Annotated in this window: 15 protein-coding genes and 1 tRNA gene; 4 read left to right on the top strand and 12 right to left on the bottom strand. The window is 40.2% G+C overall.

Annotated features, from left to right (window positions below; translation table 11 throughout):
- Positions 1–24: 24 nt before the first annotated feature.
- Positions 25–561 carry a dCTP deaminase/dUTPase family protein gene (locus LREU_RS01575; RefSeq protein WP_003667334.1) on the bottom strand — a complete coding sequence of 179 codons (537 nt, stop codon included), beginning with the start codon at positions 559–561 and terminating at the stop codon, positions 25–27.
- A gap of 138 nt (positions 562–699) precedes the next feature.
- Between LREU_RS01575 and LREU_RS01570 the strand changes: the two genes are divergently transcribed.
- The 3 genes from LREU_RS01570 to LREU_RS01560 are packed head-to-tail and all read left to right on the top strand — an operon-like array spanning position 700 to position 3,060.
- The gene (locus LREU_RS01570; RefSeq protein WP_011953394.1) at positions 700–996 is read left to right on the top strand and encodes a GNAT family N-acetyltransferase; all 297 of its coding nucleotides are present in this window, start codon (positions 700–702) and stop codon (positions 994–996) included.
- Positions 997–1,007: 11 nt separating this feature from the next.
- On the top strand, positions 1,008–1,691 hold the full coding sequence (gene rpiA, locus LREU_RS01565) for a ribose-5-phosphate isomerase RpiA (protein WP_003666281.1): 684 nt from the start codon (positions 1,008–1,010) through the stop codon (positions 1,689–1,691).
- 28 nt (positions 1,692–1,719) lie between these two features.
- On the top strand, positions 1,720–3,060 hold the full coding sequence (locus LREU_RS01560) for a C1 family peptidase (protein ID WP_003667329.1): 1,341 nt from the start codon (positions 1,720–1,722) through the stop codon (positions 3,058–3,060).
- Positions 3,061–3,167: 107 nt separating this feature from the next.
- Here the strand turns inward: LREU_RS01560 and LREU_RS01555 are convergent, their stop codons facing one another.
- The 6 genes from LREU_RS01555 to LREU_RS01530 all read right to left on the bottom strand — a co-directional run bounded on the left by LREU_RS01555 (position 3,168) and on the right by LREU_RS01530 (position 8,456).
- Entirely contained in the window at positions 3,168–3,959 is a 792-nt protein-coding gene (locus LREU_RS01555; RefSeq protein ID WP_003667327.1) for a transporter substrate-binding domain-containing protein, read from the bottom strand.
- 15 nt (positions 3,960–3,974) lie between these two features.
- Complete coding sequence (locus LREU_RS01550) at positions 3,975–4,724, bottom strand: amino acid ABC transporter ATP-binding protein (protein WP_003667324.1); 750 nt, start codon at positions 4,722–4,724, stop codon at positions 3,975–3,977.
- A 5-nt stretch (positions 4,725–4,729) separates the two neighbouring features.
- Positions 4,730–5,431: an amino acid ABC transporter permease gene (locus tag LREU_RS01545; protein ID WP_003667322.1), complete on the bottom strand. Its 702-nt coding sequence runs from the start codon at positions 5,429–5,431 to the stop codon at positions 4,730–4,732.
- A gap of 26 nt (positions 5,432–5,457) precedes the next feature.
- A complete protein-coding gene (locus LREU_RS01540; RefSeq protein ID WP_003667321.1) occupies positions 5,458–6,600 on the bottom strand; it encodes a trans-sulfuration enzyme family protein in 1,143 nt (380 codons plus the stop codon).
- Positions 6,601–6,865: 265 nt separating this feature from the next.
- Positions 6,866–7,732 carry an alpha/beta hydrolase gene (locus LREU_RS01535; RefSeq protein ID WP_003667320.1) on the bottom strand — a complete coding sequence of 289 codons (867 nt, stop codon included), beginning with the start codon at positions 7,730–7,732 and terminating at the stop codon, positions 6,866–6,868.
- Positions 7,707–8,456 (bottom strand): 2,3-bisphosphoglycerate-dependent phosphoglycerate mutase, encoded by a 750-nt coding sequence (locus LREU_RS01530; protein WP_003667318.1) that lies wholly within the window; start codon positions 8,454–8,456, stop codon positions 7,707–7,709. Before LREU_RS01530 ends, LREU_RS01535 begins: the two co-directional genes overlap by 26 nt.
- 130 nt (positions 8,457–8,586) lie before the next feature.
- Here LREU_RS01530 and LREU_RS01525 point away from each other — a divergent pair, with 130 nt between their 5' ends.
- On the top strand, positions 8,587–10,356 hold the full coding sequence (locus LREU_RS01525) for a putative glycosyltransferase family protein (RefSeq protein ID WP_003667316.1): 1,770 nt from the start codon (positions 8,587–8,589) through the stop codon (positions 10,354–10,356).
- A gap of 97 nt (positions 10,357–10,453) precedes the next feature.
- Here LREU_RS01525 and LREU_RS01520 read toward each other — a convergent pair whose 3' ends face one another.
- The 5 genes from LREU_RS01520 to LREU_RS01500 all read right to left on the bottom strand — a co-directional run bounded on the left by LREU_RS01520 (position 10,454) and on the right by LREU_RS01500 (position 16,214).
- Positions 10,454–11,413: a beta-galactosidase small subunit gene (locus LREU_RS01520; protein ID WP_003667315.1), complete on the bottom strand. Its 960-nt coding sequence runs from the start codon at positions 11,411–11,413 to the stop codon at positions 10,454–10,456.
- Positions 11,397–13,283 (bottom strand): glycoside hydrolase family 2 TIM barrel-domain containing protein, encoded by a 1,887-nt coding sequence (locus LREU_RS01515; RefSeq protein WP_003667314.1) that lies wholly within the window; start codon positions 13,281–13,283, stop codon positions 11,397–11,399. Before LREU_RS01515 ends, LREU_RS01520 begins: the two co-directional genes overlap by 17 nt.
- Before the next feature lie 159 nt (positions 13,284–13,442).
- Positions 13,443–13,528: transfer RNA gene (locus LREU_RS01510), tRNA-Leu, on the bottom strand.
- Positions 13,529–13,585: 57 nt separating this feature from the next.
- Positions 13,586–14,038, bottom strand: a complete 453-nt coding sequence (locus LREU_RS01505; RefSeq protein WP_003667312.1) for a SprT family protein — start codon at positions 14,036–14,038, stop codon at positions 13,586–13,588.
- Positions 14,031–16,214 carry a Tex family protein gene (locus LREU_RS01500; protein ID WP_003667311.1) on the bottom strand — a complete coding sequence of 728 codons (2,184 nt, stop codon included), beginning with the start codon at positions 16,212–16,214 and terminating at the stop codon, positions 14,031–14,033. The genes LREU_RS01505 and LREU_RS01500 overlap by 8 nt, the downstream gene beginning before the upstream one ends.
- Position 16,215: the final 1 nt, after the last annotated feature.

The raw sequence follows: 16,215 nt of genomic DNA, 5'->3' as shown, positions 1-16,215 counted from the left end.
TGCTTTAATTCCTCTCTAAGTTATTTATTCTTTTGTTGAACCAAATCCGCCAGTCCGTTTGGCAGTTGGTTGTTCCTCACCATCAGCGATTAAATATGGCATAAAAATCCCCTGACCAATCCGTTCTCCCTTTTTTATATGATAATCTCGTAACCCGTAGTTAATAAGCTGGAAGAAGATTTCACCTTCATTACTATCATTATCATAATAGTCTGCATCCACAATGCCGATTCCATTTGGTAAAATCAGGCGGCGTTTAAAAGGACCACTTGACCGGTTAGCTAATAAGAGAAATTCATCAGGTTGCATGTAGGCTTTGATGCCAGTTGGGACTAAGTATGGCTTTAAGCAGGAATCAGCAGCCTTAAACTCTTCATCAGTCAGCTTTTTTTGTTGATGAATTTGCCAAAGCGCCTTTAAGAAATTGCCTTTCCAAATTGATGGCAGAACAAAATCTTCTGATGCCTCAAAATCATATCCGGCTGCCCGCGTTGTTTGGCGTTGGGGTAAATGTATATCTTGGTCTTTCTTACTAGAAACAATCTTAAATCCACGTTTCATTACGTTCACCTCATAGTGTTTTATTCTTAATAATTCCAGTATACTATTATATGCTAGATAATAAGTTAATGGTATCGCTTTGATAACTTGACTTTTAAAAGCAGTTTATCGAAAATTATTATGAAAGGATGTGTTTATATGCAATATCGAGTTGATAGTCAGCGTATCATTGCTTTTGACGATCAAGAACCCTTAGTTGGCGAGATCAGTTTTCCAAAAGTTCCTGATACAAATGATCACGTTGTCGTTGAACGAGTTTTTGTGCAACCAACTTACCGTGGACAAGGAATTGCAGCTGAACTAGTGCGTCAATTTGTGGATTATGCAACAAAAGAACAATACACTGTCAAGCTCATGTGCCCATATGCGGTAGCGCAATTCAAACTACATCCAGAATATCAGCAACTATTGCCAGTTGCAGATCGCTTTAATTAGGAGGAATATTAATGGATCAAAATGCATTAAAAGAACAAACAGGTAAGGAATCAGTTAAGTACATTAAATCTGGAATGATTGTCGGTCTCGGAACTGGATCAACTGTTAAATATATGGTTGATGAACTTGGTAAGCAAGTCCAAGAAGGTAAAATCAAAGACATTATCGGTGTAACAACTTCAAACCGAACTGCTAAGCAAGCACGCGACCTCGGAATTACAATTAAAGATATTGATGACGTTGACCACATCGATTTAACTATTGACGGGGCCGATGAAATCAGTGATGACTTCCAAGGTATCAAAGGTGGCGGTGGCGCCCTCCTTTGGGAAAAGATCGTTGCCAATGCCTCAAATAAAGTAATGTGGATTGTCGATGAAAGCAAACTCGTCCACAAACTTGGCGCTTTCCCTCTTCCTGTTGAAGTAATTCCATTCGGTTCTCAACATGTCTTTGACCGTCTTGAAAAGAAAGGTTACAAGCCAACTTGGCGGATGGATGGAGATAAAAAGTTCCGTACCGATGAAAATAACTATATCATTGACCTTCACCTTGGCGAAATTGATGATCCTAAGGCCTTAGCCGACGAATTGATCCACATGGTTGGAATTGTTGAAACTGGTTTATTCTTAAATCGAGTTAACGACGTAATTGTTGGTACTCCAGAAGGTCCAAAGGTATTACACGCCCGTTAATTCAATCTATTCAAAGGAGATATTGCAAATGAACTTTTCAATTAACAAAGAAGATATCGCTAGTTTTCATAAAAACTACCGTCATCACCCTAACAGCAGTGTCTTAGAAAATACTGTTACAAAAAATGGGGTACGGAATGCAAGCTTCAATTGGCATTCAATTGCTGATAATACTCCTCATTTCTCCATTGACCTTAAAACGGGGGATGTTGCTGATCAAAAGCAATCCGGTCGTTGTTGGATGTTTGCGGCACTAAACACAATGCGTCATGATATGCAGCAAAAATTTAACTTACCTGATAATTTTGAACTTTCCCAAGCCTACCAGTTCTTCTGGGATAAGTTTGAAAAATCCAATTACTTCTACCAAAACGTAATTAAGACGGCTAAAAAGCCTACCGACAGCCGAAAAGTTTCATGGTTAATGAACGAACCACAAAACGATGGTGGCCAATGGGATATGCTTTGCGCCCTTATCAGCAAGTATGGGGTTATGCCAAAAGCCGCAATGCCCGAATCATTTAACTCTTCTAACTCACGGGGAATTGATGAAGTCTTAAACAACAAGCTTCGTCACGATGCCGTTATTTTGCGGAAAATGATTAACGAAGATCATGCAAATGAAGAAGCGATCGATGAAACACGCCGGAAGATGTTGAATGAAAATTACCGGATGCTTGCTTACACGTTTGGTGAACCGGTTAGCCACTTTGATTTCGAATATCGGACAAAGAAGGACAACGAATTCCACCGCGATACTAACCTTACTCCTCAAGAATTCTTTAAGAAGTATGTTGGCTGGAACCTCGATGACTATATCTCAATTATCCAAGCACCGACTGCTGATAAGAAGTACCACCAAACTTACACCATCGACATGCTTGGTAATGTCGTTGGTGGCCGCGAAATCAAGCACTTAAACCTGCCAATGGATGAATTCAAGCAACTCGCGATTGAACAATTAAAGAATGGCGAAAGTGTTTGGTTTGGTTCAGATGTTATTAAATATTCAGAAACTAAACTTGGGATTATGGCCCTTAACACCTATGACTACGACAAGCTATTTGACGTTGACCTTGAAATGACTAAAGCTGAAGCACTTGATTATGGTGAAAGCATGATGGATCACGCAATGGTTATCACTGGTGTTGACCTTGTTAATGGTAAGCCAACCAAGTGGAAAGTCGAAAACTCATGGGGTAACAAGGTCGGCCATAAAGGTTACTTTGTTATGAGTGATGATTGGATGGACAAGTACTGCTACCAAGTCGTTATTAATAAGAAGTACCTTAGCGAAGATCTTAAACGTGATTACGCTAAGACCCCCGTCGTTCTTAAGCCTTGGGATCCAATGGGAACTTTAGCATAATAATTTAACATTAATTTGTGAAAAAGCTGTGATAAATATATTTTATTTATAGCTTTCAAAAAAGATCTCTAACACTGTAACACACAGACGTTGGAGATCTTTTTTAATTATTCAGTAATATCTGCACCGAAGTACTTTTCAGATAGCTTCTTGACTGTTCCATCTTGTTGAAGTTCCTTCAGTGCCTTGTTGTAGGAAGATTGAATAGCAGTATCTTTCTTGTTAAAAAGTGCTGAAATCTTAGCTGGATCTTGTTCACTAGAAACATCAATCATCTTGAGACCCTTAGTACTGTTCTTCTTGCTGTAAGCGTACCAAGCTTCACGGGAGTTAACTGTCCCGGCAGCCCGACCTTGCTTGATCATATCTAAGGAACTAGCAAAATCGCCATTTGGTGTAAGGTTACCCTTATATTTTTTAACCACATTCGCATTATTAGTTCCCGTACCAGCAATAATCTTCTTGCCTTTAATATCCTTCAAGCTTTTGATGTTACTATCAGTAGGAACAATTAATGCAAACCGGGACTTGATATATGGGGTAGAGAAATTATATTGCTTGGCCCGTTCAGGTGTCTGTGTAATGTTGTTCATTACTACATCAAACTTGCCTGAACCAAGACCGGCAATTAGCGAATCCCATTTAGTTGGTACAAAGTTAGCTTTTAAGCCCATCTTTTTAGCAACTGCTTTACCAAGATCTACTTCAAAGCCAGTTAATTTGTTATTTTTACGATAAGAGTACGGAGAGTACGTTCCCTCAAGACCAATTGTCAATTCTCCCTTATGAACTAATTCTGAATTAACAGCTGATGAAGCGGCAGAAACGCTTGTAATTCCTGCGGAGGTGCCGACTGTTAAGGCTGCAATTGTTAATAGTGCTTTCTTCCAAAATTTCATTATTCTAAACTTCCTTTATTTTAAATTTTCCATTGTCATTGAGGCGATAAAGTTCTTAATTCGTTTATTTGGATTATCTGGAGCAAAAAACTCGTCTGGAGTACCATCATATAAAATTTCACCGTTCTCGACAAAAATAATCTTATCCGCAACATGTTTCGCAAAGACCATATTATGAGTAACAATTACCATTGATTGTTTTTCTTCAGCTAATTGCAACAGAACCTTCAACACACTAAGCTCTAATTCTGGATCAAGGGCAGAAGTCGGTTCATCAAGTAGGATATACTTTGGTGACATTGCTAATGCTCGGGCAATCGCCACCCGCTGTGCCTGTCCGCCAGATAATTCATTCGGATAGGCTTCTCCATAATCTGCTAAGCCCACTTTAGCAAGTAAATTATGCGCGTTTGCAATTGCTTCCTTTTTCGTCTGTTTCAAAACCTGTGTTGGTCCTTCAATAATGTTACCAAGGACAGTTTTATTAGGAAAAAGATTGTAGTCTTGGAAAACCATCCCTGTTTCTTGACGAATTGCCAACTTATCTTTATTACTTACTTTTTGACTAAAATCCAAATGATGATCATCAAAATCGTACTGGCCGCTCTCTGGCATTACCAATAAGTTAAGTGAGCGGAGAATTGTTGATTTACCAGATCCAGATGGACCAACCATTACTGTTGTTTTACCTGCAGGAAACTCTAACGTGGTATTTTTCAAGACATTTTTATTACCAAAACTTTTATTAATATTTGTTAATTTCATTTTTCTCACCTATTATTTGCATTTACTTGACGGTCTACTACCCGCTCAAGATACCCTTGGAAATAAGATAAAACTGTCGTAAAGACCGCGTAGACCATTGCTACTAAAGTATACATCAGTAATGGTTGATAGTTTTCGGCCGCAATCTGTTGACTGACGGCAAACATTTCCATAATTGTAATTGAAGCAGCTAATGACGTGTCCTTTACCAAACTTATAAAACTGTTTGATAAAGGCGGTAAAGCTACTCTTAAGGCTTGCGGTAAAATAATTCGCCACAAGATTTGCAACCGCGTCATTCCGATTGCTGCGCCCGCTTCCCATTGCCCAGTTGGAACTGAACTGATCGCTGCCCGAATTGTTTCTGAAGCATAAGCACCGGTATTAAGTGAAAATGTAATAATGCCGGCTGTAAATGGTTCTAATTTTATTCCATGTGGCAGGACTCCCTTAATTCTCAGATATGGCAGTCCAAAGAATACAATAAATAATTGAACCAGCAGCGGTGTTGACCGAAAAAGCCAGACATAAAAACTAGCAATCCATTTAAGAATCATGAATGCACCACGTTGACGAGAAAGACGAATTAAAGCTGTTACTAGTGCAATAATCAGTCCAAAGAAAAATGAAATAATCGCTAACGGAATCGTATATTTAAATCCCGCTGCTAAGAGTTGTGGTAAAGATGTCTTGATAATTTCCCACATAAGTCACAGTTTCCCTTCTTCTATAATTAGTCTAATTTTTTAAGTGCTTGTTGCAAGTCAGCAATAATATCTTCAGGGTCCTCGATTCCCACTGAAAGACGAATTAACTCATCTTTAATTCCGTTCTCTAGTCTTATTTCCCGGGGAATAGATCCATGGGTCATGACAGCTGGAACTTCAATCAAACTTTCAATTCCCCCTAAGCTTTCGGCAAGATCAATCAATTGTAGACTTTCAACAAACTTCTTCGCATCTAAACCATCCTTAAGTTCAAAGGAGATCATTGCTCCAAAGTTACGCATTTGCTTAGCCGCAACCTCATGACCAGGAAAATCTTTTAAGCCTGGATAATAAATTTTCCCAATATGGTCATCATTTTGGAGGAAGTTAATAACTTCATTCGCATTTTCTTGGTGAACGCGCATCCGGGCACCGAGAGTTTTCATCCCTCGTTGTAGTAGCCAACTATCATCAGGACCAAGCGTACTACCGATTGAGTTTTGCAGGAATGCTAATTGTTCAGCAATTTCATCATCGTTAGTAACTGCTAATCCGGCAACAACATCACTATGGCCGCCTAAATATTTTGTTGCGGAGTGAACAACAATATCTGCCCCAAGAGTTAACGGTTGTTGGTTATAAGGAGTAGCAAAGGTATTATCAACAATTGTCTTTATTCCATGCTTTTTTGCGATATCAGCAATTGCTTTAATATCAGCGATTTGCAAGAGCGGATTAGTTGGTGTTTCAAAATAAACTGCAACGGTATTATCTTGAATTGCATTTTCGACTGCTTCAAGGTCTTGCATGTCAACAACAGTAAATTCAAGGCCAAAGCGTTTTAATACCTTATTGATTAACCGGAATGTTCCCCCGTATACATCACTACCAACTACAAAATGATCGCCTTGAGAGAATAAAGAAAAAGTAGCATGAATAGCAGCAGATCCGGAAGCAAATGCAAAGCCGGCTGTCCCATGTTCAAGCTCTGCGATTAATTTTTCAAGAGATGCACGTGTTGGATTTCCTGTTCGAGAATATTCCCATTTAGGTTCACCGCCAAGAACGTGTTGATGGAATGTTGATGAACGGTAAATCGGTGTTGAGACAGCACCAGTGGTTGGATCCTCACTATTACCGCCATGAATTAATTGTGTGTTGAATTTCATAATATCTATCTCCTTTAGAATACAAAAAAGGCGCAAACTCAAGAACTTCTCACTTGAATTTGCGCCTTATGCATTTATTCCCGATTACGTTAGCAGTTACTCAACTAAAAGTAAGCACGCCAAACTGTGGGTCGCATAAGACGCGATCCACAACAACAAACAGTAGCGTTAATTAATTGTTTGTTAAACATGACGTGTTCCTCCTAACTTAGTATGTCAAAATCATAACTTATAAAAAATAAGTTGTCAATACAATTCCTAAAATTTATTTAAATTGATCGCCAAGAAACTTCTGCACAATATTATAAATTGTTGGACTCCAGAAATCTCGTTCATGGTTCGCACCCTTAACCCGGTACGCTTCAACAGAATTTCCATTATCCTTCAACCGCATATACATTTTTTCCATCTGTTCATATGGAACAACTTTATCAGCATCTCCGTGGAACAATAAGAATGGTGGGTAGTTTTGCCCATCTTTGACTTGATATAAGGGACTCATTTGCTTTTCAATTTCTGGCCACTTTGATACATCAGGCCCTAATAAGCAATATTGCAGTAACTTATTTCCTGGAACATTAGCATCATACTCAAACGTCTTCTCCACGTCCATTGGGGCAAAACAACTAACCACAGCATCTACTGCATCCGATTCGTCTTGATAAAGGTCAACTTTATAGCGCGGATCATCACCCGTTAAGCCGACTAGCATTGCCGCATTGGCTCCAGAGGAAGTCCCCCAAATTGCAACCTGTTGCGGATCAATTGCATATTTTTGCGCATTGGCCCGTAAGAAACGAATGGCAGTCTTAACATCTTGCAAAAAGGCAGGAAATGGGTGGCTATCAATTGAACTACGGTGTTGAACAGTCGCTACAATATAACCGGCCCGAACAAATTGAACCAGTTGTGGAATTTCTTCTCCCATTTTTGGTGTTCGCCACGAGCTTCCTTGAACAAAGACAATCAATGGTCGAGGTTCAGTTTGATATTGTTTCGGGAAACGTTGCGTCCACGGTGCTAAGATCGACATATGTAATGCCTCACCATCCATCGCACCATAAACAATATTTTCAATCAAGCGTACTTGGCCGCTTAACGTTGGGTTATTTGCTAATTCGTGTATTGTCATCAATTTCACCATCCATTGTTATAAAAGTCTTTTTAATGACATTAAGATGATCATCAAAGCGATATAAAATTGGCTTGCCATTTGGAACTTCCACTTTATCAATATCGTCATCTGAAATACCATCTAAATATTTAATTAGTGCCCGCAAAGAACTACCATGGGCAACAATTAACTGATTGTGTCCGTCAATTAAACGAGGCGCAATATGGTCTTGCCAATATGGGAGGAGTCGTTGGAGCGTCATTTCTAAACTCTCACTAAGCGGAATCTTAACTCCTAAGCGATCATAGCGGCGATCATGCTGACGCTCTTTTAATTGTGGTGGTAAATCTTTAAAACCACGCCGCCATTTATGAAGCTGTTCTGCACCAATCTCTTTCTTCACTTCATCTTTGTTCCGACCACTCAATGCTCCATAATGACGTTCGTTTAGTCGCCACGTTTTATGAACCGGAATATATAACTGATTAATTTCTTCTAGGATAATATTAGTTGTCATGATTGCCCGTTCCATGTAGGACGTATACGCATCACTAAATTGGATACCTAGTCTTAGCAATTCCTTGCCGACTAATTCACCTTGTTCAATTCCTTTAGGAGTCAACGGAACATCAGTCCAGCCAGTAAAAATATTATCACGGTTAGCTTGACTTTGCCCATGACGTACAATTACTAATTCTGCCATTTTTTCACTCCCCTTTGCCACTATCTTATAATAGCGCATTTTACTAGTGCTTAACAATTAAACTAGCTGCAGAAGGTTATTTTACAGTCGACTTTTCTGCCGTATAATTATTAAGGTAAGTATTTGAGGAAAGGAGAAATTAAACTGATTTTGTTTAATTCTCAATTTTATGAAATCTAAAATTGCTAATCTAATTAATTGGGTGCTACCATATTGTGCCATCGCTGCAATGGCCTATTTAATCATGTTCCCTCAGTTTGTATCACATGGAGTTATTTTAGGGACGGACTCCATTTTTCACTTTAATCGTTTTTACGATGCAGCTAAGCAAATTCAACAGCTTAATTTTAGCTATTTTCAAAGTAATTATAGTTTTCAACAAAGTGGTCGCATCATCAATGCCGTTTATGGCCCCCTCTTTGCATATTTAAATGGAGCTATTCTTGGCGTAGTAGGAACTTGGTATCAATATCAGATCGTTACTACCTTTATCGTCTATCTATTAGGTGGAATCGGTATGTATCGACTTGGCATCCGTGTTCATAGTAAAAGGACATTTGCAATTATCTGTGCCCTAATCTATATGAACATTGGGTGGCTTCCACGATGGGAATTAGCACAGAATATGAATGCCTGGGGAGCTGCTCTGGCTCCTTATATGGTAATTTGCGGCGTACGCATGATTCAGGATCACCAACGACCAGTCAACTGGCTACAATTGATGACCCTGATGACGATCATCATTCAGATCCACATGCTAAGTTCTTTATTTTTCGTGATTACCCTAACACCGTTTTTTATTATTGGGTTAATTATAACGACTAATCGTAAGAAAATGTGGATCGAAACGCTGAAGGCAGTCGGCGGAACCGTTATTTTAACAGCCAATGTCTGGGGAGCCTTATTAATGCTTAACCTCCATAATAATATTGCCAATCCTGCCGATTTCAGTCTCGCCGATAATGTGCTATTGCCTTCAATGTTTAGCAGTACGCGCGATTATCTAATCTACGCAATGTGGATTCTCTTTATCCTTCAACTCATCTACGTATTATTCACCTTCAAAAAATCGCTTACTAATACAGTCCTGACGTTACTTGGTTCTTTGGTCCTCCTGCTTAGTTCTCCCCTTACTCCTTGGTCCTTTTTCCAAGATGTGATTCCCGCACTTGGACACACTTTGCAGTTTCCTAACCGGTTGACAATTATTGCCTTTCCCCTCTTACTCGCAGGAGTTGGGATCAGTGCGACAACTCTTGATAAAAAAGCGCAAGAAATTGATTTACGAAATCAATTAATCACCGGTATCCTCTTGTTAATGGTTTTTCTGGTCTTTACTCCTACGACAATTGATGTTTATAAACGCGCAGCCCGCTATGACTCAGAAATTGTCCTTAATAGCTTTAGCGCGATTACCCGCGTAAGTGAAAATAAGACCGCCCTGCGACATTCTGTCCACGACCTTTACCCTGGTCAATTGTTAACAATGGTCGAAAAGAGAAGTCCTGACTATTTGCCAATTCCTAAGAAGTACATGAATCAAAAATATGTTCGTTCTTACGCTTACGAAGGGCAAATCATTAATGAAGCCCATAAATATACTCATACTGTCTTGCCGCATGGAGGATTGCAACTATCATGGGAAGCAGGAAAAGCGGGAAAAGTTCGGTTGCCAATTATTACGTATCACGAATCACAATTAACGGTTAATGGCCACCTACTTCGCCACTATCAGCGATCCTCAGTTGGTGCTCCATACATTCAGCAACGTAAAGGAAAAAATACTGTTACCCTCTACTTTAAGCAAGCAAAATGGTTCACCGCTTTATTAGTGATCTCATTAGTTGGTCTTAGCATTCTTGCAATTTATGGTCTTTATTATTTCTGTACTCATGTTAAGAAATACTTCCAAGGGATTGCAGCTGGACAAATTAGTTAAAACAAAAAGGTCTCTAACGTTCGGATTTACCGGGTGTTAGAGACCTTTGTTATACAACTTTTTACGAACATAGCGGCATAGACTATAATCCAACCTCTTATTTTGCATTCAATACAAACGAAAACTCAACATCACGGTCGGCAGGAATATGATACTGTTCTTCAACATCTGCACCCCAACTATCAATTCCCCCAACACCGCGGACCGCCCCCGCAACAACGAGAACAGTTCGTCGTGCGAGTGGGAGCTCTTCGATGTGTGTTGCATTTTCTAATTCCTCCGCTGTATATGGTAAACAACTGAAGGCAAACGGTTGCTCGTCTTGCTTAATAGTTAAGTTAAATGGTTCCCGCGAATGATCAGCATTATTTTGAGTGGAATCGCGGGTAATTGTTAATGCATGAGTATCCATGTGCATTCCATTTTCCTGGGGAACGAGATACTTAGTAACCGGTAAACCGTCAACATGGAAGGTACCCTCAGTCGCTCCTGCCATCCGGTCGGGGTAAGTTTCACCGGATAATCCTTGATAGTCAAAGCCGGTAGCAACTGTTGGCATGATAAAACGCATTCCTACTACTGGTAGACCAGGTAAGTCTTCATGGCCGTAATAGTGCATTGTCACTTTAATCTCACCTTGTCTGTTAACCTCATAAGTTACAGTGACTTGCGTGGCCGGAACTGTTAGCGTCTCAAAAGTATACTTAATTTTGACGTTTTCAGCAGATACCGGATCACTAAATTCATTGGTTATCGGCGCAATAGGTAATTCGGCAAAGTGTTGATTATCAACTGTCAGGTCAATCCCAACACACTTATGAAAAGTGTCCGCTGCTAACCACTGAGCAGACCGAATATTAAAGCCACTTCCTCGGTCATTATCAGTGGTTGCCCGCCAAAACGTCGGCATTGGTTCACGATATAGCCATTCTTTACCGTTTAGCTTAAGCGATTCTAATCCACCACGCTCATAGCTAAAAATATAATGAAAGCTGTCACCACTAAGTCCTAATGTCGCATCACCATATATCACGCGTAATTTATTTGTGTAAGCCATAGTAGTATCTTACCTCCTGCATTGCTGGCTTCGGTGTCCGATCAGCAAACATCAAGCCATCTCCCGAGAATTCGTAATCTGAGTGACGATCATCGAAATCACCACCATAGCGCATCACTTCTTGCCCACTTACCGGATCCTTAACAAGGAGGGCTTGATCAATAAAGTCCCAAATGAAGCCGCCAAAGTATTGTGGGTATTTATCAAGTAAAGAAATGTATGAACCCATTCCACCATCAGAGTTCCCCATATCATGCATGTACTCACATTCCATAAATGGCTTGTCTGGATTGTTCTTCAAGTACTCCTCAACTTCTTTAGGTGGTAAGTACATCCAGCTTTCAACGTCTGAGATCCGATCACGGTATTCGGGAGTATGACAAACACCCTCATAGTGAACAAGCCGACTGTCATCATGCTTCTTATAGAATTCATTCATTTTGACAATATTATCGCCAGCATATGATTCATTACCTAACGACCAGAATAAAATCGACGGGTGGTTCTTAAATGTTTCATAGTTAGTCCGCGCCCGATCTACTACTACGTCACGCCATTGAGGAACTGAACCAGGGACGTTATATGATGGTTCAATTGCTCCCATCTTCTGCCAGGTAGCGTGGGATTCCAGATTATTTTCGGCCATCATGTAAATTCCGTTATCATCACAAAGGTAATACCACGGAATCTGGTCTGGATAGTGACACGTCCGGACGGCATTAATATTATTTTCCTTAAAGGTGTGAATATCACTCGTCATATCATCCATCGTGATCGCGCGGCCACGTTTAGCATTCCATTCGTGACGGTTAACACCATTTATAATTAGCCGTTGACCATTCAATAGGACAACATGATCTTTATTAATTTCAATTCGCCGAAAACCAAAACGATATGGAACGAGTTCGACCAAATTACCTTCGTCATCACGAATTTCAATCAACAATTGATAGAGGTAAGGATCATGGTTATCCCATAAGTGAACATTTTCTAAAAATTGATCCTGAACTTTTACCGTGGAATCAACAGGGTGTGTTTCATTGACGAGCGTATTACCATCATTGTCGATAACCCGCACATTAACGTTCCCGGTCTTTTCACCGTGAAGTTGAAGGTCAACATTAAAAATACCGTCCTGATAATTATCAGTAACAATTGGCCGAATATGAAGGTCTTCAACATGAACAAGTGGTTGGGCTAATAAGTTTACACTCCGGAAAATTCCAGAAAAACGGAACATATCTTGATCCTCAATCCACGAGGCGGTACTATGCTTGAAAACTTCCACAGCTAAAACATTACCTTCATCTTGAATGTAAGGAGTCAGGTCAAATTCAGAGGGGGTAAAACTGTCTTCAGCGTAACCAATAAAGTGACCATTAAGCCAAACATACATGGCACGCTCAACACCATCAAAACGAATGCGGATCTGCTTTCCCCGTAAAGAAGGTTCAAGGTCAAAATGTTTTAAGTATTCGCCAACAGTATTATCATCCCCATCACTAAATGATCCCTCTTGCGCATCATCAGGACTAAGGGCATATGCGGGACGACGGTAAATCTTACCTTCCCACGGAATCAAAGTGTTAATGTAATTATTTTGGGCGTAATTATTTAGTTCAATCTCACTAGGCACTTCGATTGTTCCAAAACTACTACTATCATAATCTACCTTATAAAAGTCATTTTCTCGTTTACGCGGGTTTTCAGCAAAGTTAAATTGCCATTGACCATCCAAGTTTTGCGCAAAACGACTATTATTATGCCGCCATTCATCATAGTTACCGTAATAATAATGGTCACTATGAGCAGGTAATTGATTGACGCGGAATGTTTCCGGTTCATCAAGCCATTTGATATCTGCATCCATTGATAAATCCCTCCTCGTTACTATCTACAACATCTAAAGTATAGCGCTTTCATGATTGAGATAGCAAGAGGAGAGGTAAAATTTACGTAAATTTTATTAAACAGAAATTTTAAAACAAAAAAAGCACTGAGCAAATATTACTCAATGCCTTTTAAGTAGTGCGGCCGAGAGGACTTGAACCTCCACGGTCATAATCGACCATAAGATCCTTAATCTTACGCGTCTGCCAGTTCCGCCACGGCCGCATATCAACCAACGAATATTATTATAGCAAGATACCTATTCGTTGGCAACAACTTTTTTCAATTTTTTAAAATAAATTTGTGACCACATCGTCGGCAAATATATCTTTGGGTGTTGAAACGCCGTTGTCGCGCGATTTCAACACCACAACCAGTACATATATAATGCCATTTTTTCTTGGAATTTACCTTTCTTTTACTAGTTGGTGGCGCATATCTTGATCCTCCCACCTGTGTCAATAGAGCTTTAAATTCCTTACTGCGATGGTGATAGTCCATCCCCAGCAGATGTAAATGATAATGGCACAACTCATGAAGAACCACCTGGCGCAGATTATGAAGATCAAACTCAGTATACATTAACGGGTTGATATCAATATGATGGTCACTTAAATGATAACGTCCACCGGTTGTTTTTAACCGCTTATTAAAAAATACCTTGTGCGTAAATTCGCGCCCAAAGTATTCTTTCGACCACTGTTCGGTCAATTGTTGTAATTCAGCATTAGTCATTTGTGACTGTCTCCGGTTCAAGCATCGTTAATTGAATCCGCTGACGCTTCAAGTCGACATCATCAATCCATACGTCAACAATATCACCAACGGCTACCATTGCTCGCGGATCACGAATGAACTGCTTACTCATCTTTGAAACATGAACTAACCCATCATGTTTGACACCAATATCAACAAAGGCTCCAAAGTCGACAACGTTCCGGACAGTTCCTTGAAGTTTCATCCCCGGCTTAAGGTCTTCAATTGTCATTACATCATGGCGTAATAATGGAGCAGGCATTGAATCACGCAAGTCACGGCCTGGCTTTTGCAAGGAAGAAATAATATCAGTAACGGTTTCAGTCCCGACTTGATCATCCGTAAACTGCTTAACATCAATTTTCTTTAACTTATCATCAGCACTTGGCGTTCCCAACTCATCGACATTAATCCCTGCCGCTTGAATAATTTTTTCCGCCACCTGGTAACTTTCTGGGTGGACATCGGTGTTATCTAATGGATTTTCGCCACCAATAATCCGTAAGAACCCGACTGATTGTTGATAAGCTTTAGGTCCTAACCGTGGCACTTTCTTTAACTGTGTCCGGTTTGTGTAACGTCCATTTTCATCTCGATAGGTAACGATATTTTTAGCAATCGTTTTATTAAGCCCGGAAATTCGCGTCAATAATTGGTAACTAGCTGTGTTGAGGTTTACTCCTACCCGGTTTACCGCCCGTTCTACAATTGTTTCCAGTTCCCCATTCAATTCTTTCTTCGGCAAATCATGCTGGTATTGCCCAACACCAACCGCTTGGGGATCAATCTTGACTAATTCGGCAAGTGGGTCTTGCAAACGACGACCGATACTAATCGCACTTCGCTGTTCAACATGCAAGTCAGGAAATTCATCACGTGCTTCCTTACTTGCAGAGTAAACAGAGGCACCGGCTTCATTTACGATGACATAATAGATTGGCCGTTTGATCTTTTTAAGTGCTTCCGCAACAAATTGTTCTGATTCTCGGCTAGCTGTCCCGTTACCAATCGCAATCATTTCAACGTGGTACTTTTCTAGTAAGTCAATAAACTCACTTTCTGCTGTCGCGCGTTGCTTTTCTGGTGCTGGTTTGTGTGGATAGATAACTGCCTTAGTTAAAAACTTCCCATTTTCATCAAGAACCGCCAACTTACAACCGGTTCGGTAAGCAGGGTCAAATCCTAACACAACTTTTCCCTTAATTGGTGCTTGCATCAATAAATGATAGAGATTTTCACCAAAGACCTTAATCGCCTGTTCATCAGCGCCCTCTGTTAATTGCCGCCGCAGTTCCCGTTCAATTGCAGGACCCAAGAAACGCTTGTAAGCATCCTTGTAAGCTTCCTCAATAAAGGCAGTCGCATCATTTTTCTTGCTAGTTTTAATCAAACGGAAACGAAGATAATTCATCACCGGTTCTTCATCTAAAGTGATTTTGGCGTTAATAATCCCTTCTTTTTCTCCGCGGTTAAAAGCCAAAATTTGATAAGAATTCAATTTTTGAACTGGACTAGTGAACTCATAGTACTGCTTGTAAGTCCCCAGTTCATCCTTTTCTTCGCCATCACGTTTTACGCTTGTCTCTAATTGACCGTGTTGAGCAGTATAATTTCGCAACCAGCTTCGTACCGTGGCCATTTCACTAATTGCTTCAGCCAAAATTTCATGGGCGCCTGTTAATGCGCTCTCAGCATCAGGAACATCATCGTTAATAAACTCTTGCGCCTTCGCACTTAAATCATCATCAGGATAAGAGAGCAGCCAATTTGCTAACGGTGCTAAGCCATGTTCACGAGCTTGTTGGGCCTTTGTCTGCCGCTTTTGCTTATATGGCAAGTAAAGGTCTTCTACTTCTTGCAATTCGGTCGCACTGTTAATTTGCTTTTCGAGCGCCGGGGTTAACTTCCCGAGCTCTTTAATTTTATTGATAACTGTTGCTTGACGTTCCCGCAATGTCGTTACCCGGTGATATTCATCCCGGATCGCTTGTAATTGAACTTCATCAAGCGTGCCCGTCATTTCTTTACGGTAACGGGCAATGAAAGGAATTGTATTTCCTTCATCCATTAATCCGAGGGCCGCTTTAATTTGTTGAGGGCGAATATCCGGTAATTGTTTACTAACAAGTTGAAGTGTTTCCTCTTCCATCATCATT

The sequence above is a fragment of the Limosilactobacillus reuteri subsp. reuteri genome, from assembly GCF_000016825.1.
In the GTDB taxonomy this organism is placed as follows: domain Bacteria; phylum Bacillota; class Bacilli; order Lactobacillales; family Lactobacillaceae; genus Limosilactobacillus; species Limosilactobacillus reuteri.
Note: the sequence above shows the minus strand (reverse complement) of the source record. Positions and strands in the feature narration are given on the sequence as shown.

What these genes read in the sequence shown, in the direction of transcription:
- LREU_RS01520 (WP_003667315.1), bottom strand. Translation starts at nt 11,413, where the DNA reads ATGGCTTACACAAATAAATTACGCGTGATATATGGTGATGCGACATTA.
- rpiA (WP_003666281.1), top strand. Translation starts at nt 1,008, where the DNA reads ATGGATCAAAATGCATTAAAAGAACAAACAGGTAAGGAATCAGTTAAG.
- LREU_RS01505 (WP_003667312.1), bottom strand. Translation starts at nt 14,038, where the DNA reads ATGACTAATGCTGAATTACAACAATTGACCGAACAGTGGTCGAAAGAA.
- LREU_RS01555 (WP_003667327.1), bottom strand. Translation starts at nt 3,959, where the DNA reads ATGAAATTTTGGAAGAAAGCACTATTAACAATTGCAGCCTTAACAGTC.
- LREU_RS01550 (WP_003667324.1), bottom strand. Translation starts at nt 4,724, where the DNA reads ATGAAATTAACAAATATTAATAAAAGTTTTGGTAATAAAAATGTCTTG.
- LREU_RS01545 (WP_003667322.1), bottom strand. Translation starts at nt 5,431, where the DNA reads ATGTGGGAAATTATCAAGACATCTTTACCACAACTCTTAGCAGCGGGA.
- LREU_RS01570 (WP_011953394.1), top strand. Translation starts at nt 700, where the DNA reads ATGCAATATCGAGTTGATAGTCAGCGTATCATTGCTTTTGACGATCAA.
- LREU_RS01530 (WP_003667318.1), bottom strand. Translation starts at nt 8,456, where the DNA reads ATGCGCTATTATAAGATAGTGGCAAAGGGGAGTGAAAAAATGGCAGAA.
- LREU_RS01540 (WP_003667321.1), bottom strand. Translation starts at nt 6,600, where the DNA reads ATGAAATTCAACACACAATTAATTCATGGCGGTAATAGTGAGGATCCA.
- LREU_RS01560 (WP_003667329.1), top strand. Translation starts at nt 1,720, where the DNA reads ATGAACTTTTCAATTAACAAAGAAGATATCGCTAGTTTTCATAAAAAC.
- LREU_RS01515 (WP_003667314.1), bottom strand. Translation starts at nt 13,283, where the DNA reads ATGGATGCAGATATCAAATGGCTTGATGAACCGGAAACATTCCGCGTC.
- LREU_RS01500 (WP_003667311.1), bottom strand. Translation starts at nt 16,214, where the DNA reads ATGATGATGGAAGAGGAAACACTTCAACTTGTTAGTAAACAATTACCG.
- LREU_RS01575 (WP_003667334.1), bottom strand. Translation starts at nt 561, where the DNA reads ATGAAACGTGGATTTAAGATTGTTTCTAGTAAGAAAGACCAAGATATA.
- LREU_RS01525 (WP_003667316.1), top strand. Translation starts at nt 8,587, where the DNA reads ATGAAATCTAAAATTGCTAATCTAATTAATTGGGTGCTACCATATTGT.
- LREU_RS01535 (WP_003667320.1), bottom strand. Translation starts at nt 7,732, where the DNA reads ATGACAATACACGAATTAGCAAATAACCCAACGTTAAGCGGCCAAGTA.